Origin of the sequence: Bradyrhizobium commune (assembly GCF_015624505.1) — a bacterium.
Classification (GTDB): Bacteria; Pseudomonadota; Alphaproteobacteria; order Rhizobiales; family Xanthobacteraceae; genus Bradyrhizobium; species Bradyrhizobium commune.
This window is the reverse complement of record NZ_CP061379.1, coordinates 2,957,450-2,982,727: the sequence shown is the minus strand read 5'-3', so window position 1 is coordinate 2,982,727 and position 25,278 is coordinate 2,957,450. Positions and strand designations below refer to the sequence as shown.

25 protein-coding genes and 1 pseudogene are annotated in these 25,278 nt (G+C 64.3%); 12 read left to right on the top strand and 14 right to left on the bottom strand.

Features of this window, described 5'->3' with window-relative positions; all coding sequences use genetic code 11:
* The first annotated feature begins 226 nt into the window (after positions 1-226).
* From IC761_RS14110 to IC761_RS14100, 3 genes are all read left to right on the top strand, one after another.
* Complete coding sequence (locus IC761_RS14110; protein ID WP_195803829.1) at positions 227-1,006, top strand: NAD kinase; 780 nt, start codon at positions 227-229, stop codon at positions 1,004-1,006.
* A 95-nt stretch (positions 1,007-1,101) separates the two neighbouring features.
* Complete coding sequence (locus IC761_RS14105) at positions 1,102-1,647, top strand: response regulator (RefSeq protein ID WP_195803828.1); 546 nt, start codon at positions 1,102-1,104, stop codon at positions 1,645-1,647.
* 30 nt (positions 1,648-1,677) lie between these two features.
* Entirely contained in the window at positions 1,678-2,256 is a 579-nt protein-coding gene (locus IC761_RS14100; protein WP_195803827.1) for an Hpt domain-containing protein, read from the top strand.
* A gap of 160 nt (positions 2,257-2,416) precedes the next feature.
* Here the strand turns inward: IC761_RS14100 and IC761_RS14095 are convergent, their stop codons facing one another.
* The 4 genes and pseudogenes from IC761_RS14095 to folE form a co-directional block, all read right to left on the bottom strand.
* The gene (locus IC761_RS14095) at positions 2,417-3,592 is read right to left on the bottom strand and encodes a DUF2336 domain-containing protein (RefSeq protein ID WP_195803826.1); all 1,176 of its coding nucleotides are present in this window, start codon (positions 3,590-3,592) and stop codon (positions 2,417-2,419) included.
* Between the two features lie 158 nt (positions 3,593-3,750).
* Positions 3,751-4,813: pseudogene (locus IC761_RS14090) on the bottom strand (lytic transglycosylase domain-containing protein).
* 109 nt (positions 4,814-4,922) lie between these two features.
* A complete protein-coding gene (gene hisI, locus IC761_RS14085; RefSeq protein WP_195803824.1) occupies positions 4,923-5,345 on the bottom strand; it encodes a phosphoribosyl-AMP cyclohydrolase in 423 nt (140 codons plus the stop codon).
* Between the two features lie 26 nt (positions 5,346-5,371).
* Positions 5,372-6,061 (bottom strand): GTP cyclohydrolase I FolE, encoded by a 690-nt coding sequence (gene folE / locus IC761_RS14080; protein ID WP_195803823.1) that lies wholly within the window; start codon positions 6,059-6,061, stop codon positions 5,372-5,374.
* A 224-nt stretch (positions 6,062-6,285) separates the two neighbouring features.
* On the opposite strand from folE, the gene IC761_RS14075 reads away from it, so the two are divergent.
* Positions 6,286-6,741, top strand: coding sequence for an iron-sulfur cluster assembly scaffold protein (locus IC761_RS14075; protein WP_195803822.1), 456 nt, complete (start codon positions 6,286-6,288; stop codon positions 6,739-6,741).
* A 7-nt stretch (positions 6,742-6,748) separates the two neighbouring features.
* Here IC761_RS14075 and IC761_RS14070 read toward each other — a convergent pair whose 3' ends face one another.
* The gene (locus IC761_RS14070; protein WP_195803821.1) at positions 6,749-7,654 is read right to left on the bottom strand and encodes a COG3904 family protein; all 906 of its coding nucleotides are present in this window, start codon (positions 7,652-7,654) and stop codon (positions 6,749-6,751) included.
* Between the two features lie 231 nt (positions 7,655-7,885).
* Between IC761_RS14070 and yidD the strand changes: the two genes are divergently transcribed.
* Positions 7,886-8,224 carry a membrane protein insertion efficiency factor YidD gene (gene yidD / locus IC761_RS14065; protein ID WP_195803820.1) on the top strand — a complete coding sequence of 113 codons (339 nt, stop codon included), beginning with the start codon at positions 7,886-7,888 and terminating at the stop codon, positions 8,222-8,224.
* Between the two features lie 100 nt (positions 8,225-8,324).
* Positions 8,325-8,537 carry a hypothetical protein gene (locus tag IC761_RS14060; RefSeq protein ID WP_195803819.1) on the top strand — a complete coding sequence of 71 codons (213 nt, stop codon included), beginning with the start codon at positions 8,325-8,327 and terminating at the stop codon, positions 8,535-8,537.
* 1 nt (position 8,538) lies between these two features.
* Here IC761_RS14060 and IC761_RS14055 read toward each other — a convergent pair whose 3' ends face one another.
* From IC761_RS14055 to IC761_RS14045, 3 genes are read right to left on the bottom strand one after another with little or no spacing between them, the layout of a single operon-like run.
* Entirely contained in the window at positions 8,539-9,495 is a 957-nt protein-coding gene (locus tag IC761_RS14055; protein ID WP_195803818.1) for a PDR/VanB family oxidoreductase, read from the bottom strand.
* A complete protein-coding gene (locus IC761_RS14050) occupies positions 9,492-10,013 on the bottom strand; it encodes an MOSC domain-containing protein (protein WP_195803817.1) in 522 nt (173 codons plus the stop codon). The genes IC761_RS14055 and IC761_RS14050 overlap by 4 nt, the downstream gene beginning before the upstream one ends.
* A gap of 55 nt (positions 10,014-10,068) precedes the next feature.
* Positions 10,069-11,382: an MFS transporter gene (locus IC761_RS14045; protein WP_195803816.1), complete on the bottom strand. Its 1,314-nt coding sequence runs from the start codon at positions 11,380-11,382 to the stop codon at positions 10,069-10,071.
* Positions 11,383-11,741: 359 nt separating this feature from the next.
* Here IC761_RS14045 and IC761_RS14040 point away from each other — a divergent pair, with 359 nt between their 5' ends.
* A complete protein-coding gene (locus IC761_RS14040; protein ID WP_195803815.1) occupies positions 11,742-12,305 on the top strand; it encodes a helix-turn-helix domain-containing protein in 564 nt (187 codons plus the stop codon).
* Here the strand turns inward: IC761_RS14040 and IC761_RS14035 are convergent.
* Together IC761_RS14035 and IC761_RS14030 are read right to left on the bottom strand one after the other, a co-directional pair.
* The gene (locus IC761_RS14035) at positions 12,302-13,516 is read right to left on the bottom strand and encodes a hypothetical protein (RefSeq protein WP_195803814.1); all 1,215 of its coding nucleotides are present in this window, start codon (positions 13,514-13,516) and stop codon (positions 12,302-12,304) included. The two genes, IC761_RS14040 and IC761_RS14035, sit on opposite strands and share 4 nt — an antisense overlap.
* Positions 13,517-13,518: 2 nt before the next feature.
* Positions 13,519-14,883 carry an APC family permease gene (locus tag IC761_RS14030; protein ID WP_195803813.1) on the bottom strand — a complete coding sequence of 455 codons (1,365 nt, stop codon included), beginning with the start codon at positions 14,881-14,883 and terminating at the stop codon, positions 13,519-13,521.
* Positions 14,884-15,258: 375 nt separating this feature from the next.
* On the opposite strand from IC761_RS14030, the gene IC761_RS14025 reads away from it, so the two are divergent.
* Entirely contained in the window at positions 15,259-16,557 is a 1,299-nt protein-coding gene (locus tag IC761_RS14025) for an alpha/beta hydrolase (protein ID WP_246791513.1), read from the top strand.
* A gap of 171 nt (positions 16,558-16,728) precedes the next feature.
* The gene (locus tag IC761_RS14020; RefSeq protein WP_195803811.1) at positions 16,729-17,055 is read left to right on the top strand and encodes a GrlR family regulatory protein; all 327 of its coding nucleotides are present in this window, start codon (positions 16,729-16,731) and stop codon (positions 17,053-17,055) included.
* 18 nt (positions 17,056-17,073) lie between these two features.
* On the opposite strand, the gene IC761_RS14015 is transcribed toward IC761_RS14020, so the two are convergent.
* A complete protein-coding gene (locus tag IC761_RS14015; protein WP_195803810.1) occupies positions 17,074-17,460 on the bottom strand; it encodes a hypothetical protein in 387 nt (128 codons plus the stop codon).
* Positions 17,461-17,760: 300 nt separating this feature from the next.
* On the opposite strand from IC761_RS14015, the gene thrS reads away from it, so the two are divergent.
* Positions 17,761-19,803, top strand: coding sequence for a threonine--tRNA ligase (gene thrS, locus IC761_RS14010; RefSeq protein ID WP_195803809.1), 2,043 nt, complete (start codon positions 17,761-17,763; stop codon positions 19,801-19,803).
* A gap of 6 nt (positions 19,804-19,809) precedes the next feature.
* On the opposite strand, the gene IC761_RS14005 is transcribed toward thrS, so the two are convergent.
* Together IC761_RS14005 and IC761_RS14000 are read right to left on the bottom strand one after the other, a co-directional pair.
* The gene (locus IC761_RS14005; protein ID WP_195804645.1) at positions 19,810-20,181 is read right to left on the bottom strand and encodes a helix-turn-helix domain-containing protein; all 372 of its coding nucleotides are present in this window, start codon (positions 20,179-20,181) and stop codon (positions 19,810-19,812) included.
* 10 nt (positions 20,182-20,191) lie between these two features.
* Complete coding sequence (locus tag IC761_RS14000) at positions 20,192-20,494, bottom strand: type II toxin-antitoxin system HigB family toxin (RefSeq protein ID WP_195803808.1); 303 nt, start codon at positions 20,492-20,494, stop codon at positions 20,192-20,194.
* A 145-nt stretch (positions 20,495-20,639) separates the two neighbouring features.
* Here IC761_RS14000 and IC761_RS13995 point away from each other — a divergent pair, with 145 nt between their 5' ends.
* Together IC761_RS13995 and IC761_RS13990 are read left to right on the top strand one after the other, a co-directional pair.
* Positions 20,640-21,203 (top strand): nitroreductase family protein, encoded by a 564-nt coding sequence (locus IC761_RS13995; RefSeq protein ID WP_195803807.1) that lies wholly within the window; start codon positions 20,640-20,642, stop codon positions 21,201-21,203.
* A gap of 63 nt (positions 21,204-21,266) precedes the next feature.
* Complete coding sequence (locus IC761_RS13990; RefSeq protein WP_195803806.1) at positions 21,267-22,529, top strand: serine hydrolase domain-containing protein; 1,263 nt, start codon at positions 21,267-21,269, stop codon at positions 22,527-22,529.
* Here IC761_RS13990 and IC761_RS13985 read toward each other — a convergent pair.
* Entirely contained in the window at positions 22,515-24,977 is a 2,463-nt protein-coding gene (locus tag IC761_RS13985) for a putative bifunctional diguanylate cyclase/phosphodiesterase (RefSeq protein WP_195803805.1), read from the bottom strand. The two genes, IC761_RS13990 and IC761_RS13985, sit on opposite strands and share 15 nt — an antisense overlap.
* Positions 24,978-25,278 lie beyond the last annotated feature (301 nt).

Genomic DNA, 25,278 nt, shown 5'->3' with positions numbered 1-25,278 from the left:
GCGATGGCCGAAGGTCTAGTCGCCAATTGCGTCGGTTTGGGGGATCGGAGGCCGGAGACTGGCTATCCCGGCCCGATAGGCCCGGCTTTACCCTGAATCCGGACTGGCGCCCGCCTGACCGTTCGCCCATTTGCTTTAGGGGCGGTCGTCCTCGACAATAGCGGCCCAGGTCGTATAGACGAGCCCGGCGGAACTTTCTCGAGCCAGCGGCCCTGCCCCGGAAGCCATGACCAAGCCCTCGCGTTACGACCGGATCGCCTTCGTCGCCAGCCCGAGCAGCGAAGCGCAGGCAGCCTTCCATCAGCTCACCGCGCAATATGGCAATTGCGATCCGAGCGAGGCCGACGTCGTGGTCGCGCTCGGCGGCGATGGGCTGATGCTCCAGACGCTGCACCAGCATATGCGTTCAGGGAAGCCGATCTACGGCATGCATCGCGGCACGGTCGGCTTCCTCATGAATGAATACTCGGCGCACGATCTGCGCGCGCGGCTCGAGGCGGCGCATGAATCCGAGATCAATCCGCTGCTGATGCGCGCGACCGATGCCAATGACCGCGTCCATTTGCATCACGCCATCAACGAGGTCTATCTGTTCCGACAGACCTCCCAGGCGGCGCGCCTGCGGATCCTGATCGACGAGCGCGAGCGCATGCCCGAGCTGATCGCCGACGGCATCATCGTGGCGACGCCGGCGGGCTCGACCGCCTACAATCTGTCGGCCCAAGGGCCCATCCTGCCGATCAACGCCGCATTGCTGGCGCTGACGCCGATCAGCGCCTTCCGGCCGCGGCGCTGGCGCGGTGCCCTGCTGCCCAACACGGCCTACGTCGTGATCGAGGTGCTGGAAGACGACAAGCGCCCTGTCGCTGCGGTCGCGGACCACGAGGAGGTGCGCAGGGTCCGGCGCGTCGAGGTCCTGTCCGACAGGACCATCTCGATGCGGATGCTTTTCGACCCCGGCCACAGCCTCGAAGAGCGCATTTTGCGTGAGCAGTTCGGCTACTGAACCACCGGACGCCAAGTCGGACGCCTCGCCGCAACGCTTCGTTAACCCTCGGCACGATATGGTTAACGAAGGTTGACCGCTTTGGCCCGGGCGTCATGTTCCGCATCGACTTCAACAAGCTGCGCTTTCTCGTCTGCGACGACAATCCGCACATGCGCCGCATCCTGCGGACGCTGTTGCATTCGTTTGGCGCGCGCGAGGTCTATGAGGCCGAGGACGGCGCCACCGCGCTCGAAATGTACAGCCACTACGTGCCCGACATCGTCATCACCGACTGGGCCATGCCGATCTTCGACGGGCTCGAGCTCGCGCAGATGATCCGGCAGCCGGAATCCAAGGGCAATCCCTACGCGCCGATCATCATGCTAACCGGCCATTCCGAGAAGCGCCGCGTCACGGTTGCGCGCGATGCCGGCGTCACCGAATTCCTGGCCAAGCCGATCTCGGCCAAGGGCCTCTACCAGCGCATCCTCAACGTCGTCGCCAGCCCCCGGCCCTTCATCAAGACCAAGACCTATTTCGGCCCGGACCGGCGTCGCAACACCGCATCCGCCTATATGGGCCCCGAGCGCCGCGTCGGCGAAAAGCACGAGGTGCTCCAGCAGCCCTCGCTGCTCGACAAGGCCCGCTCCTCCATCTAGCGCAACGTCTCACCCGGCGAGGCAGGCATCATGGCGAAGAACAACGCAAAGGACATCGAGGTCAAGGCCTTCGCCACGCATCACGTGATCACGCAGCCGAATCCGCTGCGCAAGGTACTGCGCCGGGTCGCGGAAAAGGACATGGATGATCCGGTCGGCCGCGCCGAGCAGGCCTTGGCGGGCCTCTCCGGCGAGTTCAAGGACTGGATGACGACCGAGGTCAACCGCCTGTCGGCTGCCTACGACGCCATCCGCAACGGCGGCTTCAGCAAGGACCGGCGCGACGAGCTGTTCCGCGCCGCGCACGACATCAAGGGCGACGCCGCGACATTCGGCTTTCCGGCGGCCGCTGGAATTGCCGAAAGCCTGTGCCGCGTCATCGAGCACGCCCCGATCCTCGAGAAAGTGCCGGCCGAGCTGTTCACGCACCATATCAACGCCATCCTGGCCATCGTGCACGAGAACACGAAGCTTGACAGCATCAGCGTCTCCGCCGAGCTCAGCCGCCGTCTGCGCAAGGTCGCCGACGACTATCTCGCCGACGTCAACCGCGACCGCCCCGAGCATCTCGAGGTGATCCTCGCGCCGAGCATCGCGCCGGCGGAGTAAGAGTTCCCATCGTTACGGGGAATCGCAAAGGTACTTCGCACGGCGGCACCAGCGGGACCTATTCCGGGAAAACAACCCCATGCACAGTAGAACCGTCATTGATTCCTAAGGAGAATCCTTGGCGGCGTCAGAGCTGCAACCTTGGCTCTAAGGTATCTAGTTACGCCGCGATCAGATCGTCGTAACCCGGGTCGATCGCATCGTCTGCGACGACCTCGTCGCAGAACAACCGTGCTTCTTCGCGCGCGGACTCGGTGGCAAAGCGGCGGAGCAGCACCATCAGCGGTTCGGTGGCATCGCGATCGGTCTCGCAATGGGTGAGCACGCGCTCGACCATGCGCCGGCGCAGCCGCGCCGCACTGTCGTCGGTGTCGACAAAGCCCTGTTCATGGCAGGCGTCGAGCGCCACTTGGAAAGCCGCAAACGTCGCCTCGGGCAGCCCGGCGCGACGAAGCAGCGCGTGCAGGCTGTTGCCGCCGCGGTCGTGCAGCAGCGCCGAGACGCGGGCCAGCGGCAGATCGGCGAGTTCGGCGAGCGCCGCGTCGAACAGCTCGAGATTGCTCGAGAGCAGCGCGCGCAGGATCAGGCCGGCGGTGAGCTGGCCGGTGATACGGAGGTGCCGCACCAGGCCCTGCATGTCCTCGCCGCGCGAGCGCGCCGCGATGTTCATGGTGGAGCGGTCACGCGCCTCGATCGTCATGCGCTCGGCGCGGTCGGCGCTGAGCCAGTTCCGCGCCACCACGAATTGTGCCAGCGTCTCGGAGAGCTTTGCGACCAGCGCGGCGCGCGTTGCGGCCGGCAGGTCCTCCAGCACCAGCATCGCTTCGCGAATCGCAGCGAGATGGCCGTGACGCTCGACGATGCGATCCCAGGAGAACGGCGCGAGCTCGGCGCAGGAATTTTCGATCAGCTCGAGCGCCGCGGCCGCGCAGCCGACTTCGGCGATGGCGGCGCAGACGGAGGCCGGCAGCGCGACGCGGCGGGCGATCGCGCACTGCACCTCGTCATTGCCGGTTGCGACGATGTCGACGAGATCGGCATCGATCAGCAGCGGAGAATGTTCGAGCACGGGCAGCGCGACGGACGGCTGGTCCGCCGACAGCGCCCGCACGATCGCCGCCGGCGCATCGGTGCTGCGGGCAAAGGCTTCGGCCATCGCCTGCCGCACCAGCGGCGACGGATCGTCGAGCAGCATCAAGAGCGCGCCTTCGGCGGCGATGCGGTCGTCACGGGAAAGGTCTGAGATCAGCCAGGCCCGGGCCAATGCCCGCGTCGCCTCGGCCCGCTCACCGGCGGGCGCAGTCCTGATCCAATTGATGAACTGCCGAACAATCATGCTGCTTCCGGCTTACGCAACGAAAAACGGTGCGGTGACGGCTTGTCACCTGCAACACAAAATAAACCACGACGCTTAACAAAGCGTTCACCATAACTGGCTGGTTTTATTGATGATTTGTTAAGGGCTGACGGTAGCCCAGCCCGGGCGACGGCGGGCTAGCTCGAGAATGTGCCGCTGCGATCGCTGAACAGATCGAGCGGTTGCGGCGGCCTTACGTCGGGCGTCGTTGATGCGACGGACGTGAGCGAGGCGTTGTTGCCCCACAATTTCTGCACCGTGGTCGAGACCGGCTGGGTTGCATCGCCGGGCTGGTAGATCGAGCGAAACACCGGTGTGGTCGGTGCGTTGTCGGCCACCGTCGTCGAGGACGACGTCGCGCTGACCGGCGTCACCCCGCGCGTGTCCGGAAAGGTCTGGAGGTAGGCTGCGCCATTGACCATGGGCGCGGCGGCCTGCACGCCGTTGGCGCTCGCGACCTGCGTGGTCGACGGCGTGTCGCCATACATCGCCATCGCGCTGCGCGTCGATTTCGCATTCGCCGCGCTGGCATAGCGGGCGTTCAGCACCGAATAGACTTCGGAGACGCTGCGCGCGCGGCCGTCCTTGGCGTAGAAGATCGATCGGTTGGCGGACGCCGCATTGGGAAACAGCCGCGCGCCGACCGCCTGCGGATTGTCCTCGGCATTGGCGATCAGCTTGGCCGCGCCGCCGACGCCCATGAAATGCGCCATGTAGAGCTCGCTGTCGGACGGCCTGCGGCCGAGCAGCCCGGTGAGCTTGAAGCTGTTGGACTGCGTCAGCGCCGCCGCCATGCTGGAGGCTGCTTCGGGATCGTCGCGCAGCTTCATGATCGACCGCTTCATCACGGGATCGTCGACCGCGTACGTGCCCGACGACGTCCTGGTGATGGCGTCGGAATAATTGCCATAGCCGAGCTGGGTGCCCGCCTCCTTCACCGTGCCCAGCCAGGTCTGGTCGATGAACTGGTAGAGCCCGTGCGCAGACGAGGTGGTGGCGCCGGCCGACGGATCGAAATCGGACTCCATCTTCGCCGTGGTCAGCATGTACTGGAAACTGACGCCGGTGATGTTCGAGGCCTGCTTGATGGCGCCGGCAACGCGACGCGCCCCGTCAGTTGCGGCGGTCTGCGTGGCACTGGAATTGTCGACCGACATGATGGAATTGCCCGGCCCGCGCGGCGTTGAGCGGCGCCGGCAATTCGGCGCCCTGTCGTGCCAACCTGGGACAGGTATGGTTAATGCGGGGTTAATTCGGCGCCCGCCGTCATTCCGGGGCGCGCGAAGCGCAAGCCCGGAATGACAGCCTGCTACTTCTGATAGACGTCGCCGGGATCGAACAGCCGCTCGGCGTCGACCAACACAAGCTTCGCCCCGCCGCCCTCGGCCTCGACCTTGCGGTAGAAGCACGACCGGCGGCCGGTGTGGCAGGCCGCGCCGATCTGCTCGACGCGCAGCCAGACGGCGTCCTGGTCGCAATCGGTGCGGATCTCGACCACGCGCTGGGTCTGACCTGACGTCTCACCTTTTCGCCACAAGGCATTGCGCGAACGGCTGAAGTACCAGGCTTCGCCCGTCGCAATGGTCTTGCGCAGCGCCTCGTCGTTCATATGAGCGACCATCAGCACGTCGCCGGTTGCGACGTCGGTCGCCACGCAAGTGACGAGGCCGGCCGAATCGAACCGGGGCTGGAAGGAAAGCCCTTCCTCGATCTCATGGGAGTGAGTGGACACAGGTCCTCGCCAATTCAATTGCGAGGTCAGCGCGTGCCTCGCACCAGGGACAGGAAGCGGGCCTGCTCCGCCGGATTGTCGCGGAACATGCCGGTGAAGCGGCTGGTGAATGTGGAGGCACCATGCTTGGCGACGCCTCGCACCGACATGCAGGTATGCTCGGCCTCGATCAGCACGGCAACGCCACGCGGCTTCAGGATCTCGTCGATCGCGGCCGCGATCTGCGCCGTCAGATGCTCCTGGGTCTGGAGCCTGCGGGCGAAGATATCGGTCAGGCGCGCGAGCTTGGACAGACCGACCACGCGCTCCACCGGCGTATAGGCGATGTGCGCCTTGCCGTAGAACGGCATCATGTGATGCTCGCACTGCGAGGTGAACTCGATGTCACGCACCAGAACGAAGTCGTCATAGCCGGCGGTCTCGCCAAAGGTGCGGTCGAGCACCTCGGCCGGGCACTGGTGGTAGCCCTGATAGAGCTCGTCGAAGGCCTCGACCACGCGGCGCGGGGTGTCGAGCAGGCCCTCGCGCTCGGTGTTCTCGCCGATATAGGCGAGCAGCGTCTTTACCGCAGCTTCCGCCTCGGCACGCGCGGGGCGCGGCTGGTCGGCGCGGACGGCGGCCGCGAGGAATTCGGCAGGATCAAGCTCGGCCGGGCGGCTCTCGGGCTGCCGGTCGGAGGACTTGCTGGAGCGGATGGATTTGATTGCAGCGTCCATATCTTCTCCGTTCGACGGCCTTGCGGCCGGAGTGTCACCGGCAGACGGGGCGGCAAGCCGCCGGACGCCTGAACAGAACAGTTTTGGTGAAAAGGTCCGCGGTCATAACGCCGGCCGTTTGGCTCTGGCGACCGGACTGTTTTTCCACCCGTTCCGACCCTATATAGGACCGTGGACGGCGCCCGCCAAGGCCGATCCGGTAGGTAAGTGCTGGACTCCATCGCATGCTGAACGACATCTATAACAAGCGGATCATTGAGCTGGCCGGGAATATTCCGCGCCTCGGGCGGCTGCCCGACCCCGATGCAACCGCCACCGCCCATTCCAAGTTGTGCGGCTCGACCGTGAAGATCGACCTCAAGATGGATGGCGACACCGTCACCGACTTCGCGCATGACGTGAAGGCCTGCGCGCTCGGGCAAGCGTCTTCATCCATTATGGCAAGTCACGTCGTTGGCTCGACCGCGAGCGAACTCCGTGAGTTACGCGAAACCGTTCGCAAGATGCTCAAGGAGAACGGCGCGCCTCCTCAAGGAAAATGGGAAGAGATCAAATTCCTCGAGCCGGTCCGCGACTACAAGGCGCGCCACGCCTCGACGCTTCTGACCTTCGATGCCGTGGTCGACGCGATCGGCCAGATCGAGGCGAGGGCCAAGCAGCCGGCCGACGCGCAGGGCTGAATCCCTATTACTTCTGTGATGACACAGCCGGTGCCGCCGCGACGCCCCCAGTCGGCATTACGGCCTCCGCCGTCTTGGTCGATTTGGCGGGCTGCGGCTGCTCAGGTTCACCAAAGCGGTCCTGCGTCTTCGGTGCGAGCTCGGCCATCGCCGGCGCCGAGACGTCGACATGCGGCAGCACGTCGGCGACGAGATTGGTCGTCACGAGATTGGTGAGCTTGAGCTCGGCAGCATCGAGCTCGTGCAGATCTTCCCAGGGCGGCACATTCAGCGCAAGCGACAGCAGGTCGCCGGCGCCGCCCATGTCAAACGTGTATTTGGCGAGCCGGCCGATGTCGCGTTCCACGATCATCAGGTCCTGCGCACTATAGCTCGCGGCCCGCGCATCGTCGGCGCGGTCGCCCATCCAGATCTGGTGGACGCGGACATGGGCCGCCTCCGGCACGTAGCGCTTCTTGCCGGCCAGCAGCAGGAACACGCACATGGATTCGCAATAGGCTTCCGAGGCGACCGCCGGACGGGCGTCCTGACCGCCGCGGTTCAGCTGCGTGACACCGACCGTGGTCAGAAGACCGAGATTGCGGAAACGCCGGCCGAGCGAGATCGCGTCATTGACGGAGCCGCCGCTTGAGTCGAGCACCACGGTCGCGCCGCCGAGCTGGCGCCCGCGGGCGAATTCCTCGAAATCTTTCGGTGTATCGGCGGTGATGATGCCGACCGCGCTGACCCAGCCGCGGCAGTTCGGCTCGCAGGCGACCCAGCCAAACTTCATCGGCAGCTTGCGCTCCTCAAGCGAGACGCCGGCACGGGCCGACGAGCCGAAGGTCGCAACGGCGCCCGCCAACACGACTCCGCAGGCGGCGGCCCCCACCAGCAACCAGCCGCGACGTTTGAGCGACTTCAGAAGTGTCAAACTGGTCCCTTCCCCAAGCCCCCAAAGCTTTCCAGGCAAGCCCCGTTCAGCGTCCGATTTGAGTCTACACACGGACGTCACAAAAATGGTATCCGGGGGAATACAGATCGTCCATAGGTACTTGCTGCACTGCTCCCTGAAAGCAGACAAAGTATGGCGTGCGCACAACAGCTTGCTGTTCCCTGCGCCGGAACTACGCAACAGGGCGCTTACGATGGCGGCACAACGCACATGAAGCATTCAGCCTGCGAGCATTGTTCCAATCCCGTCGAGGGCGTCGTGCTGCTCCCGCGCAGATTCGGCCGCGCGCTGATCTGGCTGTACCGGCATACGCTGTCGCCGCTGGTCGGATACAACTGCCGGCACCTGCCGACCTGCTCGGTCTATGGCGACGAGGCGATCGAGCGATTTGGTCTCTGGGCGGGCGGCTGGATGACGCTGGCGCGGCTGTTGCGGTGCAACCCCTTCGGTACGTCAGGCATCGACAACGTGCCGCTTGCCGCTCCGCCGAGCGCACGCTGGTACCTGCCCTGGCGCTACGCCCGCTGGCGCGGCGTCAACGCCTCTTAATCTCCCTAAGCATGCTGCGGTGCTTTGCGCATCGCTGCCCTGAGCGGAACCGGAACTTTCCCCTCGCGTTGTTGTGATGCTCCCGAGGGAGGAAGCAACAATGCGCTGGAAAATCAGCCCTCATCTTCACTTCAGGTTTGGTCCGCATCCCAAGTTCAGTCACAGAGATCACGATTCCAGAACCATCGACATGCTCGCCATCATCGCCCTGCTGACCCTGGTCCTCGGCTCGGGCTGGTATCTGGCGACGAGCATCGCCACGCCGCCCAGCACGACAGCGTTCATCGTGCCGAGCCAGAGCGTGCACTGGTAGGTCAGAGGTCCAGCACCAGGCGCTCCGCGTCCGATCCTGCGACGCAGACCATGAGATAGCGTTCGCGTTCATAGGGCGAGAGGATCCGGTCGCGGTGCACGGGCTTGCCCTCGAGCCATCCGACCTTGCAGGCGCCGCAGATGCCCCCGCAGCACGACGTGGCGATATCGATGCCGCCTTCCTGCAAGGCGGCCAGCATGGTCTGGCCGGCACGCACCTGGATCTCCATGCCCGAGCGCGCCAGCGTCACCGTGAACGGCTTTGCGTCGGGATCGATGGCGCGCGGCGGCGCGACGAAACGCTCGATGTGAATATTGGCCGCGGGCCAGGCGGAGGTCACCCGCTCAAAGTCGTCGGTCATGCTCTCTGGGCCGCAGCAGGCGACCAGGGTTTCCGCCTCGGCATCACCAACCAGCGAGGCGAGATCAGGGCGCCCCGTCCGGGACGTACGATGGACGACGACGCGACCGGCATCGATCAGCGAGGCCAGATGCGCAGCAAGCGGCACCTCCTCCCGCACCATCAGATGCAGCGTGAAGTCGGCCTGCCCCGTTCGCGTAAGGTGCCGCGCCATCGACAGGAACGGCGTCACGCCGATGCCGCCAGCGACGAACACGTGGCGCGCGATACCGGCACCCGGGTCGAGCCCCCCGCGCGGCAGCGAGACGCCGATGACATCGCCAACCCTGATCTCATCGTGTAGTGCGCGCGAGCCGCCGCGCCCATCAGCCTCGCGCTTGACCGCGATGACATAGCGCGTGTTGTCGGCGGGCTCGTTACATAGCGAATAGGTGCGGACGAGTCCGTTCGGCAGATGCAGATCGATATGCGCCCCGGGCTTGAACGGCGGCAATTCCCACTGGTCGGGATCGGTCAGCGTGAACAGCTTGATGTCTGCACCGGCCTCCTCGATGCCGGCGACGATCGTCTTGATCGTCGTGATCGGGCGTGCGCTCATGCGAGATTCCGCACGGTGTCGCCGACCCTGACGATGCCGCCTTGCAGGATCTTGCAGTTGAGGCCGGAGCGGTTGATCAGGGGATCGAAGATCGCCTTGCCGGTGATCTCCTCGATGTGCCGGCAGGGTATCGACAGCCGCGTTGCTTCCAGCAGGGTCTCGCCCAGCCAGAAGCGGCGGCCGACCAGATGGTTCAAGGGTACGCCCTCCACCGTGACATTGCGCCGGTGCTCCTCGGGGCCGAGCTCGATATTGGCGTCGCGCTTGAGCGCGATCAGCGTCTCGAGTTCGAACAGCGTGACCTGCCGGCCCTCTTCGGGCTTATGCGAGTAAAAGCCATCTTCGTTGCCGATCATGTAGCGGTCGCCCTCGATGCCTCTGCCGGCGACGAGGTTGATCGAATCCACGGAGCGCATCGGCAGGAACGCGCGTGGGGCGAGATGAAGGAAGCGCACCACGCCGGTCCAGCCGAGGCGAGCTGCGCTCTGCGCCGATCCGGCGCTGATGATGTCGAGCATGACAGAATCCTTGTGAGAAGCGATGGCGCGCCGCTTGAGACGGCGCGCCGCGGGATCAGGTCAGTTCCTTGTTCGCCATCTCCGGCGCGAACGTGGTCGCGGTCGCCGTGATCGCGGCGCAGGCGATCAGCAGCAGCGAGACCGGCCAGGTGGCGCCGCCGCTCCAGGCCATCAGCGAGGCGGCGATCAGCGGCGTCAAGCCGCCGCTCAGGGCAGCACCGACCTGAAACCCGAGCGAGGCACCGCTATAGCGCAGCCGCGCGGAAAACAGCTCCGAGTACCAGGGCGCGCCAATGCCGAAACCGACCATCTGGCCGAAGGTGATCGCAACCACGATGGTGCAAATGACGATGGTCGGATCGCGGGTATTGAGCAGCCAGAACAGAGGGAAGGCAAACAGCGCCGAGAACAGGCAGCTCGCGTAGAACATCGTCTTGCGGCCGACGAGGTCGGAGAGCCAGCCGAACAAGGGAATGGCGAACAGCGCGACCAGCGATGCGGCGAACGCGCCGTTCAGCACCACCGTGCGCGACAGGCCGAGATTGGCCGTGGCGTAGGACATCACGAACACGCCGCCGATGCTGGCATAAGCGATCTCGGAGATCTTCAGACCGACCGCGGTGAAGAACGGCCTGCGGTGATGCCTGAAGATCTCGACCAGCGGAAGGCTTGCGACCTCCTTCTTGGCCTGCACCTGACGGAAGGCCGCGGTCTCTTCCATGTTGAGGCGGATGTAGAGGCCGACACCGACCAGAAGGATCGAGACCAGGAACGGAATACGCCAGCCATAGGCCATGAAGTCGCTTTCCGGCAGGCTTGCCACCAGCGCAAACATGCCGATCGCGGCGAGATTGCCGATGGGATTGCCGATCTGCACCACACTGCCGAGCAGGCCGCGGCGGTGCGTCGGGCAGTTCTCGACCACCATCAGCACCGCACCGCCCCATTCACCGCCGAGGCCGATGCCCTGGAGGAAGCGCAGGGCGATCAAGAGCAGCGGCGCGGCGATGCCGATCTGCTGGTAGGTCGGCAGCAGTCCGATAAGGAAGGTGCCGATGCCCATCACCATGATGGTGATCGCAAGCATCGCCTTGCGGCCGACGCGGTCGCCATAGTGCCCGAAGATGGCGGCCCCAAGCGGCCGCGCCAGGAAGCCGACCGCGTAGGTGCCGAAAGCCGCGATGGTCGCGAGCGTCGGGTTGCCGGCCGCGAAGAACACCTTGTTGAACACCAGCGCGGTCGCCGTGCCGTAGATGAGGAAGTCGTACCATTCGACCGCAGTGCCGATCACGCTCGACCACACGATCCGTCGCAAGCTCGCCGCCTCGTCCGGCGCTACGTTGAGGGTTACGTCGTCTGCTACGGTCATCGATCTCTCCAAAAAAGTACCGGCGCCTGGGAAAAGCAGTTGGTGCGGTCCGCGGAGCCCATCGGCAGCCGGGGACGGTAAAAATCGATCATGTTTACTGTTAGAAATCAACTCCACTGGACGCGACAATTGCCGCATGGAGCGGCATGTCGCGCATATTGCACTATTTTTTAGCTATTTTTCGCGATATACCAACATATCTGCTCACAATATCCGCGGCACTGCTCGAAATTTCCGCGGGTAAGTTTTCTTTTGGAATACAGCCGCCGGGTATCAGGACGGGGCCGCGCGCCCCGCCGGGCTGGCAGTCCGGCGGCATCTGTTGCAAAAGAGGCGTCAGCAGTTCGGGAGACTCATGCGTGCTTGACGTCAGCAAAGCGACAGCCGTCGGGGCCAATATCCGCCAGGCGCGGATCGCCAAGGGCCTGACGCTGGATCAGCTTGCGAGGCAGAGCGATCTCACGCGCGGCTACATTTCGCTGGTCGAGCGCAACCTGAAGATCCCCTCGCTTGCGGCGCTGCTGCGGATGGCCGCGGCGCTCGAGGTCAATGTCGCGACCTTCTTCGACCCGAATGCGGAGCCCGCGCCGCGTTACACGCTGTTCCGCCGCGAGGACGGCAACGTGCCGCTGTTCCAGAACACCTTTGGCGTGGTCCCGCTGGCCACCGGCCGCACCCGCAAGATGATGGAGCCGTTCCTGCTGAGCCCGCCGCACAAGGCGGCAACGCGCGCCTCGCATGCGGGCGAGGAGTTGCTCTTCGTCGTCAACGGCAGAATCGCGATCAAGCTCGACGGCGAGGAGCTCGTCCTCGGCAAGGGCGACTGCCTGTATTTTTCAGGCGAGACGCCGCACGAAGTCAGGAGCCTCGGCCGGCAGAAGGCCGAGGTGCTGGTCGTCGTGGCCCAGAGTCCAACGGCCTAGCGGAACCAGAAGAAGCGTCCGGGCGGCGGCGGGACGGGCTCAGGTGGGCGCGGCCGCTTCGGCCGTGGCGGTCGCGGCGGCGGCTCGGCGGATGAAGTGGTCTCCGCGGCTGGCGTGACCTCACCGCCCGGCACCTTGACCGACAGCAGCAAATTCGACTCGTGCATCCGCCAGCGATAGCCGACGCCGAAATCGATCGGCTGGGCGCGCGTGAACAATTCGGCGTAACGCTCCTGGTAGCGGCCGGGGAATTCGCCGATCGGCCCGAGGTAGCGGCCGAACGGAAAGAACCGCCATTGCCGCGAATTGTAGTTGGCGAGCGGAATGCCTGAATCGTCCTGGATAATGGTCGAGCTGTTGGCGAGCAGCCAGTCGCGCACGAAAGTGAAGTTGCCGGCATGCAGCAGGTAGGATGCGCTCTTGATCAGGCTGTTGCCGGGCCCGAGCGTCTCGCAGAACTTCAGGAATCCGGCCGCGCGGGCGCCGGAATTGGAGAGATCGGTCGAGAAATAATACAGCGTGCGTGCTTCGCCATCGGGGCCGGCAAAGGTGATGCGGACACCGCGCGTCGCATTCGCTCCCGGATTGTCGCTGCCCGTATGCACCCCGCCCTTGTCGTCCAGCGCGACCATCTCGACGTTGCGGATGGTCTTACCGGAGCGCGCCAGGAAGACATAGAGGATCGGCAGGGTGCCGTTGACCTGGTTGGCGTGCAAATCGACCTTCATCTGCTTGGTGATGAAGAAGGAAAAGTTCAGGATGGAGCCGAGCGAGTGCTCGACATTGTAGAGCGCCGCACTGACCGAGCCGCGCGGCAGTTTCGACAGGTCCGGCACTGCGCCGGCCGGCTCCAGCGCGCCGAGCACGTAGGTGCTTGCTTTCGAATAGAAGGCGTTGGCGTAGAGGAAATCCGGCCCCGAGAACAAATAGAACATGGTCGGCCGCGGCGCGGCCAGATTGACATCGGCCCAGTTGCGGATCTTCGAGAGCTGCCGCTGCTCGAGCTGGGCGAAGGCGCCGTCGAAGAATTTCGCGTGATGCTGCCAGGCGGGATCCTTGGTCAGCGGCACCAGCGGCGAGTCCGCCGACGGCTGCATGCCCGCGAGGAAGCGGGCCGTATCGTCGAAGGTGACGTCAGCTGCGCGCGCGGACGAAACGGCCGCAGCCAGCAGGACAAGGGCGACGGCCGCAATTCTCATGGGTCGAAACATGTCTATTCGCGATGTGATGAGGCAGCGGCGACCGGCCGCCTGCGGAAAACAGCATAAATCAACAGGCCCGAGAGCATGACGAGCATCCCCGACAGCGACTGCACCGGCCGCTCGGTCAAGAGGTAATACATCATGGACGCGGTCACGAGCAGGAAAATGAGCGGCGTGAACGGGTATCCCCAGGCGCGATAGGGCCGCGGCAGGTCGGGATCGGTGATGCGCAGCTTGATGACGCCGGCGACCGTGAAGAACGAGCAGAACAGCAGCGCGAACTGAATGAAGTCGAGCACCGCCTCGAAACTGCGCGTGAACAGCAGCAAATTGGCGACCGCGAGCTGAAACAGGATGGCATAGGCCGGTGCGCCGCTGGTCGATCTCTTCGAGAACACCCGCAAGGCGGGGATGTCCTCTCCCATCGTCATCATCACGCGCGGCCCGATCCACATCATCGCGCTGATCGAGGAGATCAGACCGACGCAGATCATGGCGGCGACGATCCGGCCGCCGATCCCGCCGAAAATGGCCGTGCCGGCGACGCTGGCGACGTCGAGCTGGCCGGCCAGCGCGCTGACCGGCGTGGAGTACAGGAACACCGCATTGAGTGCGACATAGAGCACCAGCACGATCAGCGTGCCCGCGAGCAGCGCCCGCGGCAGGCTCTGCTGCGGCGTGTTCATCTCGCCGATGATGTAGGTCGCGGCGTTCCACCCCGAGAACGAGTACATCACAAAGACGAGCCCGATCGCGAAGGGCGCGCTGACGATATGGGCGAGATCGCCAGCTTGTGGTGCAAACGAGATCGGCTGCGGCGTGCCGATCACGAAGCCGGCGACCAGGAAAGCGACGATCAGCACCACCTTGAGGATGGTCGAGATCAGCTGGAAGGTCGAGGAATGCCTGACGCCCGTCAGCTGCACAATCGAGACCAGCCAGACCATGCCAATGGCGAGCGGGATCGACGGCAGATCGGGAACGACGGACTTGGCGTATTCGCCGAAGGCCATGGCGGCGAGCGCGACCGGTGCCGCGAAGCCCACCGTCGCCGAGACCCAGCCGGCGAGAAAGCCGAAGGCGGGATGGTAGGCACGACTGAGGAAATTGTACTCGCCGCTCGAGCGCGGAAACATCGCCCCCAGCTCGCTGTAGGAGAACACGCCGCAAAGCGCGACGATGCCGCCGACCGTCCACAGCGCGAGGATCGCGAAGCCTGACGGGATGTCCTTGACCTGGAAGCCGAGGCTGGTGAAGACGCCGACCCCGATCATGTCGGCAACGACGATGGCGGTCGCGACCAGAACGGAAATCCCCGACCCGCCTCCGGTCAGCCGGCCAGTCCAGGGCGCGGTTCCCGCGTCTGATGCCGTCATCTGGGTCCTTAACCTCAGGCGTCGCGCCTCGTCGGAGGCATCGTGCAGATTGGTCCAGTCAATTCAAGCAGGGTTAACAAGGGTTAAATGAGGCAGTGGAAATTGGTATTTTAACACCGTTTATGCATGCCCTTGGGCAATAAAGCTGCGCCACCACCGGATCATCCCGTTCCCCATCCCCACAATCACGACATGATTGCGTGGTCCTTTTGAGCATTCCGGATGTGGGGAGAGTTTCTCCGGACGCTTAACGCCACCTAAACGCCAGTCGGCTCAATTGTCGTAATCGTTGCCGCTGGACTTTGGGTTGGTGGCTTGGGTTCATTTGGGGTTCATGGGTGGATGGTCGGGGCCGTTCCGAACGTGAAAGCAGACATGCGCGCTGACCGGACCAAGGTGCCCGGCGCGCGCAGTCGTGCGCTCCGGATCGGCCTGATCTCAGCCTTGGTGCCGATGTCGCTGACGCTGGTTCAATGCGGCAAGGCGCCCAACCCGACCGCGCTCGCGGCGAACTCGCAGGCCAATGTCCAGGTCGTCAATCAGACTGTCGCCAAGACCAGGATCGCGAGCGGCGACACGTTCGAGGATCGTTTCCCCGCCCCGCAATTCAGGGAGCGCTTCCCCTCGGCGAGCGAGAGCTTCCTGCAACGGCAGATGTCGGACTTCTCGCCCAAGCGCGCGGTCCAGCAGCAACCTCCGGAGCAGGCGCCTTACAAGGTGGCCTCGCTGGAGCCGCAGGTCCCCTATCAGCGCCCGCAGCGCGAAGACCTGACGACGCTCGTCAGCATGAAGTCCTCGGCCTTCCCCTATTTCGGCAACAATCCGGCGTCCGACTCGCCCTTCCTCAACATCTCCAAGGGCGATCGCCGCGGCCACCGCAGCTATTCCGGGCGCGTGTTCTGGCAGGACGAGACCTACAACGACAGCCGCGTGCTGGTGCATGTCCCCGAACATTTCGACGTGCGCAAGCCGGGCGTGATCGTGGTGTTCTTCCACGGCAATGGCGCCACTCTCGAACGCGACGTGCGCGACCGCCAGCTGGTGCCGCAGCAGATCACCGATTCCGGCGCCAACGCCGTGCTGCTTGCACCCCAGATGGCGGTCGATGCGGCCGATTCCAGCGCCGGAAAATTCTGGCAGCCGGGCGGCCTCAAGCGTTTCATGGAGGAATCGGCCAACCACCTCGCCCGCCTCACCGGCGATCCCAACAGTGCCCGCGCCTTCGCCAACATGCCGATCGTCATTGTCGGCTATAGCGGTGGCTTCCTGCCGACCGCCTGGAGCCTCGAGGTCGGCGGCATCAGTGATCGCGTCCGCGGCGTCGTGCTGCTCGACGCCGTCTACGGTGAAATGGACAAGTTCGCCTCCTGGATCGAGAGCCACCGCTCCGGCTTCTTCGTCAGCTCCTATACCCACTACACCGCACGGCGCGACCGCGAGCTGATGAGCATGCTCCGGCAGAAGGGCATCGGCGTCTCCGAGGACATCGATGGACCGCTGCGTCCCGGCAGCGTGGTGTTCGTGGAAACCGGCGATGGCATCACCCACCGCGACTACGTCAACCGCGCCTGGACGCAATATCCGCTCAAGGACGTGCTGGTGAAGATGTCCGCGACGCCCGCACTGGCGCTGACGCGCGTAGCGGCCACCACGTCGCCGGCGTCGAGCCGATAATCTCGATATTGCGCCAGCCGGTATTTCCGCCGCGCTGCCTGCATTTCTCTCAGGCCGTGATCAAAATGTGATGTTGATGGGCGACATCCCCGGAAGCCACCGGATTGCTTCCGCTGGCCGCGACCATAACTTGCAGGCCAAATTGCGTTTGGAATTCTGCGGGGACAGGCAGTGCGTCAGGGACTGTACAAGGCCGACTTCCACACGGTTCATGGAACCGGCTGCGGCGTCGTCTATGTGATCGACGGCAAGATGCGCGGCGGCAATTCCGCCTTCGCCTTCATCGGCACCTACACCGGCGCAGGCGATAGCATCAAGGTCAAGATCTCGACCGAGCGCTACAATGACGATCCGTCCTTCAAGGCGCTGTTCGGGGTCGACCGGATCACGCTGACGCTCAGCGGCCGCGAAGACGGCGACACAGCCGAATTCGAAGGCACCGCGCTGCAAGTGCCTGGCGTTGCCTTCAGGGCCGTGCTGAGCCGGATCAGCGATTAGCGACCCGGCTTCCAAGCCTCAGCTTTTGGGCAGCTTCGGAATGCTCTCGGCAAAACCATTGAAGCAGGCCAGCCGCTCGTCCTCTTCCTTGATGAGGCGGCAATCGGCGACGCCCTTGGCCTTGGGCGGCTTCGGCTTCGGTGTCGGCGGGATCACCGCGTCGTAGCAATTGAGGCGGTCCTTGGTGCCGTCGTCGATGTCGAGGCAGGCCTGAAGCCGCACCGCGATCGATTGCGGCTTGCCCTTCGGGCCCGGAGCAGCCGTGGTATCCTTGGCCGCAGCAGCCTTGGTCCCCTTGGGCTTCACCTGCACCAGCGGCTTGTCCCCGACCATCGGCGCCTTGTCGGCTTGCGCAAGCGCGGACGCTGAATAGAGCACCGCGGCAACCGCCAGAATCATCCTCATTTCAGTCAACTCTCTTTGGTCCCCATAAACGGCCTTCTAGCGCTCTCCCGCGCGGTTTGCCAAGCGCCTTGCGCACGGGAAACGCGGCCTTCAGGCCGGAATAGCAGCCGCCGGCCGAGACCGGCTCAGAGCAGGCCCGTGACCAGTAAAAGGGCCGCCGCGAAATAGTTGGTGCACGGCGCGGCCTTTACGCGCCTATTTTCTTGGAAATGCCGGATTGCACAGGCCGAATCGCCTGATATATCGCTCGTTCCCGCTTACCTGCGCTCGTTCGCAGGAGTGAGCCTCAGGAGAGAAAGCATGTCCGATGACCGCAAGTCCGAATCCGGCTTCCAATACAGCCTCAGCAATCTGAAGCCCGTGACCCCCTCCCCCAAAGTTACCCTCACCTTCCCCGACGGCGCCCAGCGCCAGTATGACAAGAGCATCACCGGCCTCGACATCGCCAAGGGCATTTCGCCGTCGCTGGCCAAGCGCACGGTCGCGATGGCGCTCGACGGCGAGCTTGCCGATCTCAACGATCCGATCGAGGCCGATGCGAAGATCGAGCTGGTCAACCGCGACGATCCGCGCGCGCTTGAGCTGATCCGCCACGATTGCGCCCACGTGCTGGCGGAGGCCGTGCAATCGCTGTGGCCGGGCACCCAGGTGACCATCGGCCCGGTGATCGAGAACGGCTTCTATTACGACTTCTTCCGCAACGAGCCGTTCACGCCGGAAGACTTCGCCGCGATCGAGAAGAAGATGCGCGAGATCATCGCGCGCGACAAGCCTTTCACCAAGGAAGTCTGGGATCGCGAAAAGACAAAGCAGGTGTTCCGCGACAAGGGCGAGGCCTTCAAGGTCGAGCTGGTCGACGCCATTCCCGGCAACGAGCCGATCAAGATCTACTACCAGGGCGACTGGTTCGACCTGTGCCGCGGCCCGCACATGACCTCGACCGGCAAGGTCGGCAACGCCTTCAGGCTGATGAAGGTGGCCGGCGCCTATTGGCGCGGCGACAGCAACAACCCGATGCTGACCCGCATCTACGGCACCGCCTTCGCCAAGCAGGAGGACCTCGACGCTTACCTCAAGCAGATCGAGGAAGCCGAGAAGCGCGACCATCGCAAGCTCGGACGCGAGCTCGACCTCTTCCACTTCCAGGAGGAAGGTCCCGGCGTCGTGTTCTGGCATCCCAAGGGCTGGACCATCTTCCAGCAGCTGATCGCCTATATGCGCCGCCGCTTGACCGGCGACTACAACGAGGTCAACGCGCCGCAGATCCTCGACAAGTCCTTGTGGGAGACCTCCGGCCATTGGGGCTGGTACCGCGAAAACATGTTCGCGGCACAGTCGGCCGGCGACGAGGCCGAGGACAAGCGCTGGTTTGCGCTGAAGCCGATGAACTGCCCCGGTCACGTCCAGATCTTCAAGCACGGCCTGAAGAGCTACCGCGACCTGCCCTTGCGCCTGGCCGAGTTCGGCGTGGTGCATCGCTATGAGCCGTCCGGCGCCATGCACGGCCTGATGCGCGTGCGCGGCTTCACCCAGGACGACGCGCACATCTTCTGCACCGAGGATCAGCTTGCCGACGAGTGCCTGAAGATCAACGACCTCATCCTGTCGACCTATGCCGATTTCGGCTTCACCGGCGATCTCACGGTGAAGCTGTCGACGCGGCCGGACAAGCGCGTCGGCACGGATGCGATGTGGGATCACGCCGAGCGGGTGATGGCGACGGTGCTGCGCGAGATCCAGGCGCAGAACAATCACATCAAGACCGAGATCAATCCGGGCGAAGGCGCCTTCTACGGGCCGAAGTTCGAATATGTGCTGCGCGACGCCATCGGTCGCGACTGGCAGTGCGGCACCACACAGGTCGACTTCAACCTGCCGGAGCGGTTCGGCGCGTTCTACATCGACCATGACGGCGGCAAGAAACCGCCGGTGATGGTGCATCGTGCGATCTGCGGCTCGATGGAGCGCTACATCGGCATCCTGATCGAGCACTATGCCGGCAACTTCCCGCTCTGGCTCTCGCCGGTGCAGGCGGTGGTCACCACCATCACCTCGGAAGGCGACGAATACGCCAAGCAGGTGCTGGAGCAGGCGCGGCGCGCCGGCTTGCGGGTCGAGATCGACCTGCGCAACGAGAAGATCAACTACAAGGTCCGCGAGCACTCGCTGGCCAAGATCCCGGCGTTGCTCGTGGTCGGCAAGAAGGAGGCCGAGACGCATTCGGTCTCCGTTCGCCGGCTCGGCAGCGACGGCCAGAAGGTGATGACGACCGCGGAGGCGATCGCCGCGCTGGTCGACGAGGCGACCCCGCCGGACGTCCGGCGGGCGCGCGGCGCGGCCTGACGAGGTTCAGGCAGCGCGGTCTTGTCGGACATTGATGAGGGACTCGGCGGGAATGCCGAGGCCCTCATGCAGTCGGCGGATCATGCTCAGCGTCAATTCACGCCGACGGTTGAGCACTTCGTGAACCCGGTTTCGGCTTCCAATAAAGGGGATCAGGTCCTTTGGCTGCAAGCCGCTTTGCTCCATATGATACTTGATCGCCTCGACAGGGTCTGGAAGGTCCAGTCGGTAGTGCTTCCGCTCCCAGGCCTCCACCAGCGTCACGAGCACGTCCAGCCGATCACCCTCGGGCGAATTGCGCCGTGCGCTCATCAATGTCTCGATCTCCTTGAGAACGCGGCGATAGTCTCGGTTAGACTTGATTGGCGCGATTTCCATCATCGACCCTCTAAACGGTTTGCGCATCGATTGCGTCGTATTGCCGATGCGATCCGACAAAGCGGATATAGACCACGCGATATGGATAGTTGATCCAGACCACGACGCGATACTTGTTGCCGGCGACGTTGAAGACGACACGGCCATCCCTGAGGATGCTGGCGGTTCGGATGTCTCGCTTGACGTCCGCGGGCTTCGCCCAATCGGCCTGCTTCACCTGCCGGAACCAGGCCATCAGAGGCTCGCGAGCATCGGAGGCTTCGCCGGCCCGATCGAGAAAAGCCTTGATCGTGCTGAGCGCTAGGATCCTCATTCGATTCATCTTATCATAGTCCCAACTTGGGACCATAACTTTCTGACCCAAGCAGCAGGAGTCCTGATAATCCCTCTAAAGTCCCTTTCATTCGTCTCCTGCCGAGCCTATCTCCGGCGAGAACAGCAAGCCATAAGGACGCCCCGTGCCCGACGCCATCGAACTCCTGAAGACCCGCCGCTCGGTCAAGCCGCGCGAGATGACCGGCCCCGGCCCCTCGCCGGCCGAGCTCGAGACGATCCTGACCATCGGCGCGCGCGTGCCCGATCACGGCAAGCTCGCGCCCTGGCGCTTCATCATTTTCGAGGGCGACGCACGCCAGCGCGCCGGCGAGGTGATCGCCAAGGTTTTTGCGCGGAAGAATCCCGGCGCGCCCGCGGCCGATATCGAGATCGAGCGCAAGCGCCTCACCGACGCGCCGCTTGTGATCGGCATCGTCAGCTTCACCAGGCCGCATCCCAAGGTGCCGGCTTTCGAGCAGGAGCTGTCCGCAGGCGCGAGCGTCATGAACATCGTCACCGCCGCGACCGCGCTCGGCTACGGCGCCTGCTGGCTGACCGGCTGGTTCTCGTTCGATCGCGACGTGCTCGACGGCCTTGGCCTGAAGCCGGACGAAAAGCTCGCAGGCCTCGTGCATATCGGCACGCCGACCAAGCCGAACGATGATCGTCCGCGACCGGTCCTTTCCGAAATCGTGACGCGATTTTAATCGAAGGCTTGTTGACGGCCTGAACGTCTTGCGGCTTTGTTCCCGTTCAGGGAGGAAGCCCGGATGAAGCGTCGTGAATTTCTGGTCGGGGCTACTCTGTTGGCCGGCTCGATGGCGCGAAGCCGCGCCGCCACCGACATCCCCGCTCCGTCGGCCGAGGGGCTCGACCGCATCACGACGTATTTCGACAACGAGGTGACGAGCGGCCGACTGCCGGGCGCCGTGATCCTGGTGCAGCAGCACGGCAAGCCGGTCTACTTCAAGACCTTCGGCGTGCGCGACACCAGGACCGGTCTCGCGATGACGCCGGACACGATCTTCGCCATCCACTCGATGACCAAGCCGATCACCTGCCTTGGCGCGATGATGCTGATTGACGAGGGCAAGCTCGCGCTGACCGACCCCGTGTCGAAATACATCCCGCTCTTTGCCGACATCAAGGTTGGCGTGGAGCCGAACGGCACATCGATGGTCGAACTCGAGCCGCCGATCCGCCCTGTCAACATCGAGGATCTGCTGCGGCACACCTCGGGCATCAGCTACGATTATATCGGCGCCCCCTGGGTGATGCAGGTCTACCAGGCCGCCAACATTTTCGAGGGGCCCTTCAACAACCGAGAATTCGCCGACCGCATCGCCAGGCTGCCGCTCACGCGCCAGCCCGGCACGTTGTGGCGTTACGGTCATTCCACTGACGTGCTCGGCGCCATCATGGAGATCATCTCGGGACAAACGCTGTACGAATTCCTCAAGCAACGCATTCTTGATCCGCTCGGCATGACCAGCACCAAATTCGTGCTGAAGACTCCGGAGGAGCGCGCGCGGATGGCACGGCCGCTGCCGAACGACCCGGTTCTGCTCGCCGGCGAGCGCGACCGCCTGGCCCATCCCGAATGGGAGTCGGGCGGCGGAGGGCTGCTCTCGACCATCACCGACTATCAGCGCTTCTCGCAGATGCTGCTCAACGGCGGCGAGTTCGAGGGCAAGCGTTACCTCAGCCCTGCTGCCTTCAAGGCGATGACGACCGATCACGTCGGCCCCGGCTCCGGCGTAGGACGCGATTACTTCTATTTCCCCGGCGACGGTTTTGGTTATGGCTACGGCATTGGTGTGCGGACAGATCCCGGCAACGCGAAGCCGCCGCCGGCGGGATCGATCGGCGAGCTGAAATGGGACAGTGGCAGCGGCACCTATTTCGGCGTCGATCCCAAGCTCGACATGGTCTACCTGATGATGCAGCAGACCCAGAACGAGCGCAGCCGCATCACGCCTGCCTTCAAGGAATTGGTCTACGGCACCTTTCCGCCGGAGTTACGCCGCCCGTGAGGCGCGCTGGCCGAAGTCGGTCAGCAGCTTTGCGATCTCGGCTGCCGGCCTAGCGGCGCTGAACAGAAAGCCCTGCACCTCGTTGCACCCTTCGGCGCGCAGCCAGTCGAGCTGATCCTCGGTCTCGACACCTTCCGCGGTCGTCGTGATGTTGAGGCTGCGGCCGAGCCCGGAGATCGCACGCACGATGGCGACGCAATCGGGCCGCCGCGCGAGATCCTTGACGAAGGAGCGGTCGATCTTGATCTTGTCGAAGGGGAAGCTGCGGAGATAGCTGAGGCTCGAATAGCCGGTGCCGAAATCGTCCATGGAGATGCCGACACCGAGCTCGCGCAGCTGATGCAGGATCGCAAGATTGGCGTCCGTCTCGGCCAGGAAGATCGACTCGGTGATTTCGAGCTCGAGCCGCTTCGGCGACAGGCCGGATTGTGCCAGCGCCGAGATCACGACCTGCACCAGACTGCGGCTGCGGAACTGCGCCGGCGAGAGATTGACCGCGACCTTGATGTCGTTGGGCCATTTCACCGCTTCCGCGCAGGCCTCGCGCAACACCCACTCACCGAGCTGGGTGATCAGGCCGATGTCCTCGGCGACCGGAATGAACTCCGCCGGCGAGATCATGCCCTTGTCGGGATGACGCCAGCGCAATAGCGACTCGAAGCCGGAGATGCGGTCGGAGGCGATCGACACCAGCGGCTGATAGTGCAGCTCGAACTCGCCATTGCCAAATGCCCGGCGCAGATCGACCTCCATGTCGCGGCGCTTCTGCGCTTGGAGGTCCATCTCGCGCTCGAAGAAATGGTGCACGCCACCGCCTTCCGACTTGGCCCGGTACAGTGCCATGTCGGCGTTGCGCATCAATTCTTCCGACGTCGTGCCGTCGCCGGGCGACAGCGCAATGCCGATGCTGGCGCCGATCACCATCTCCTGGCCATCGATCTCATAGGGCGCCCGCAGCATGTCGATCAGCAGGGTCGCGCAGGCGCTGGCTTCGTTCGGCGAGACGTCGGCTGCGAGGATCACGGCGAATTCGTCTCCACCAAGCCGTGCGGCGAGATTGCGGCCGCGGACCGCTCTGGTGAGACGTTCGGCAACTTCCTTCAGCAGGCGGTCGCCCGACGGGTGGCCGAAGGAATCGTTGATGTTCTTGAACAGGTCGAGATCGATATAGAGCACACCGACGCGCTTGCCGCTGGCCTGGTCGAGTGCCTGCTTCAGCCGGTCCTGGAAATATTCGCGGTTCGGCAGGTCGGTGAGCCCGTCATGATGCGCCATATAGGCGATCCGCGCCTCGGCCTTGCGCCGCTCGGTGATGTCGACGACCGCAACCAGATAGCCGTCGCGATCGTCGAAGGTCACGCGGCGGCCGAAGGTCAGCACCTCGATCTCGCTGCCATCGGCGCGCAGATGCCGCCAGTTGCGCGAGGAGTGATAGGTCTCGCCGACACGTTCGAGCGCCTCGGCGTGGCTGTCCCACTCATCCTCGGGCCAGATCTCTGGCAGCTTCATCTGGAGGAATGCGGCGCGCGTGTAACCGTAGTGTTGGACCGCGGCGTCGTTGACGCTGAGGAATTGCTTGGTCTCGGCGTCGAACACCCACATCGGCATCGGGTTGTTGTCGAACAGCAGGCGGAACGAGGCGTCGCGCCGCTTCAACGCGGTGACGTCAGAGATCGTCAGCGAGACCACGTCGGCGAAGGCGGTGGCGCTCAGCCGCAGGTAACGGCCGTCGTGCTCGATCTCGAGCTGCTCGCCGCGGCCGCCGGAAACGGCCCTGAGCAGGAATTCCATGATCTCGGGCGCAGCCAGCAGCGTGCTGCCCTCACCTATCCGCCGCCACAGCAGGCTTCCGCCCGTAACTCTGAGCAGAAGCCCGGCGCTCTTGTTGTGATGCACGACCTGGAGATCGAATGGCTTGCCGGCGGCATCGCGCAGCGTCGCGAGCGAGACGACCGCATCGTCGGTCGACGAGAAGATCGCATCCAGGAGATTGTATTGCGCGCCGCGCTCGTTGACATAGGTCCCGACCAGCGTGACGCCCCAACGCGAGGCGGTCGGCAGCGCCAGCAGATCGTAGGTCCTGACCATACCGTCGCGGACGCAATGCGCGCTCGCCTGGTGCGGCCGTCCATTCGCAAGCGCGTTCGCCACGACTTCCGAGAGCGCGGTGGCGCAGTCGGGCGACAGCTCCGCGACCGGAATGTCCCAGCGCTCCTCACCGAGCCATTTCTGCACGTAGCGTCCGCTGCGCGACAGTTCGAGCGCGCCCTCGCCCTTGAGCAGCGCGATGTGGTCGGCGAGCCGTCCGAGGCTGCCGAGCATCACGTCCTCATAGCGCGGCAGCCGATCGCCCGGCTTCAACGCGGCACGCCATTTGCGCTGAAGCACCGGGATATCGTCAAACATTTCGGCGGCCGGCGTTCCCGACGCTCTTTTCGCGGCACTCATCGCAGTCCCCAACGCACTTTCCCGGCGCATCCAATGCAAACCGGCTTAATGGCTTGTAAAAGCTGGGCAGTTTCGGGTTCCATTCAGCGATTATGACAGTTTTAAGTCCGACGATGGTTAGCGTGCGTTAGTGACTATGACAGTTGCCTAACAATGCGATGGGTCCGGTCGCGCGATCGAGATTCGCGCACAACTGCCTCAACATCGTCATTGCGAGCACAACGAAGCAATCCAGAATCTTTCCACGGCGACAGTCTGGATTGCTTCGCTTCGCTCGCAATGACGGAGTGTGTGGATGGCA

Bases quoted from the DNA above. Each gene is read 5' to 3' on its own strand.
- IC761_RS14105 (WP_195803828.1), top strand. From the start codon at position 1,102: ATGTTCCGCATCGACTTCAACAAGCTGCGCTTTCTCGTCTGCGACGAC.
- IC761_RS14030 (WP_195803813.1), bottom strand. From the start codon at position 14,883: ATGACGGCATCAGACGCGGGAACCGCGCCCTGGACTGGCCGGCTGACC.
- IC761_RS14110 (WP_195803829.1), top strand. From the start codon at position 227: ATGACCAAGCCCTCGCGTTACGACCGGATCGCCTTCGTCGCCAGCCCG.
- IC761_RS13990 (WP_195803806.1), top strand. From the start codon at position 21,267: ATGAAGCGTCGTGAATTTCTGGTCGGGGCTACTCTGTTGGCCGGCTCG.
- thrS (WP_195803809.1), top strand. From the start codon at position 17,761: ATGTCCGATGACCGCAAGTCCGAATCCGGCTTCCAATACAGCCTCAGC.
- IC761_RS14015 (WP_195803810.1), bottom strand. From the start codon at position 17,460: ATGAGGATGATTCTGGCGGTTGCCGCGGTGCTCTATTCAGCGTCCGCG.
- IC761_RS14055 (WP_195803818.1), bottom strand. From the start codon at position 9,495: ATGAGCGCACGCCCGATCACGACGATCAAGACGATCGTCGCCGGCATC.
- IC761_RS14035 (WP_195803814.1), bottom strand. From the start codon at position 13,516: ATGTTTCGACCCATGAGAATTGCGGCCGTCGCCCTTGTCCTGCTGGCT.
- IC761_RS14095 (WP_195803826.1), bottom strand. From the start codon at position 3,592: ATGATTGTTCGGCAGTTCATCAATTGGATCAGGACTGCGCCCGCCGGT.
- IC761_RS14000 (WP_195803808.1), bottom strand. From the start codon at position 20,494: ATGAGGATCCTAGCGCTCAGCACGATCAAGGCTTTTCTCGATCGGGCC.
- IC761_RS14100 (WP_195803827.1), top strand. From the start codon at position 1,678: ATGGCGAAGAACAACGCAAAGGACATCGAGGTCAAGGCCTTCGCCACG.
- IC761_RS14045 (WP_195803816.1), bottom strand. From the start codon at position 11,382: ATGACCGTAGCAGACGACGTAACCCTCAACGTAGCGCCGGACGAGGCG.
- IC761_RS14060 (WP_195803819.1), top strand. From the start codon at position 8,325: ATGCGCTGGAAAATCAGCCCTCATCTTCACTTCAGGTTTGGTCCGCAT.
- yidD (WP_195803820.1), top strand. From the start codon at position 7,886: ATGAAGCATTCAGCCTGCGAGCATTGTTCCAATCCCGTCGAGGGCGTC.
- folE (WP_195803823.1), bottom strand. From the start codon at position 6,061: ATGGACGCTGCAATCAAATCCATCCGCTCCAGCAAGTCCTCCGACCGG.
- IC761_RS13985 (WP_195803805.1), bottom strand. From the start codon at position 24,977: ATGAGTGCCGCGAAAAGAGCGTCGGGAACGCCGGCCGCCGAAATGTTT.
- IC761_RS14075 (WP_195803822.1), top strand. From the start codon at position 6,286: ATGCTGAACGACATCTATAACAAGCGGATCATTGAGCTGGCCGGGAAT.
- IC761_RS14025 (WP_246791513.1), top strand. From the start codon at position 15,259: ATGCGCGCTGACCGGACCAAGGTGCCCGGCGCGCGCAGTCGTGCGCTC.
- IC761_RS14050 (WP_195803817.1), bottom strand. From the start codon at position 10,013: ATGCTCGACATCATCAGCGCCGGATCGGCGCAGAGCGCAGCTCGCCTC.
- IC761_RS14005 (WP_195804645.1), bottom strand. From the start codon at position 20,181: ATGGAAATCGCGCCAATCAAGTCTAACCGAGACTATCGCCGCGTTCTC.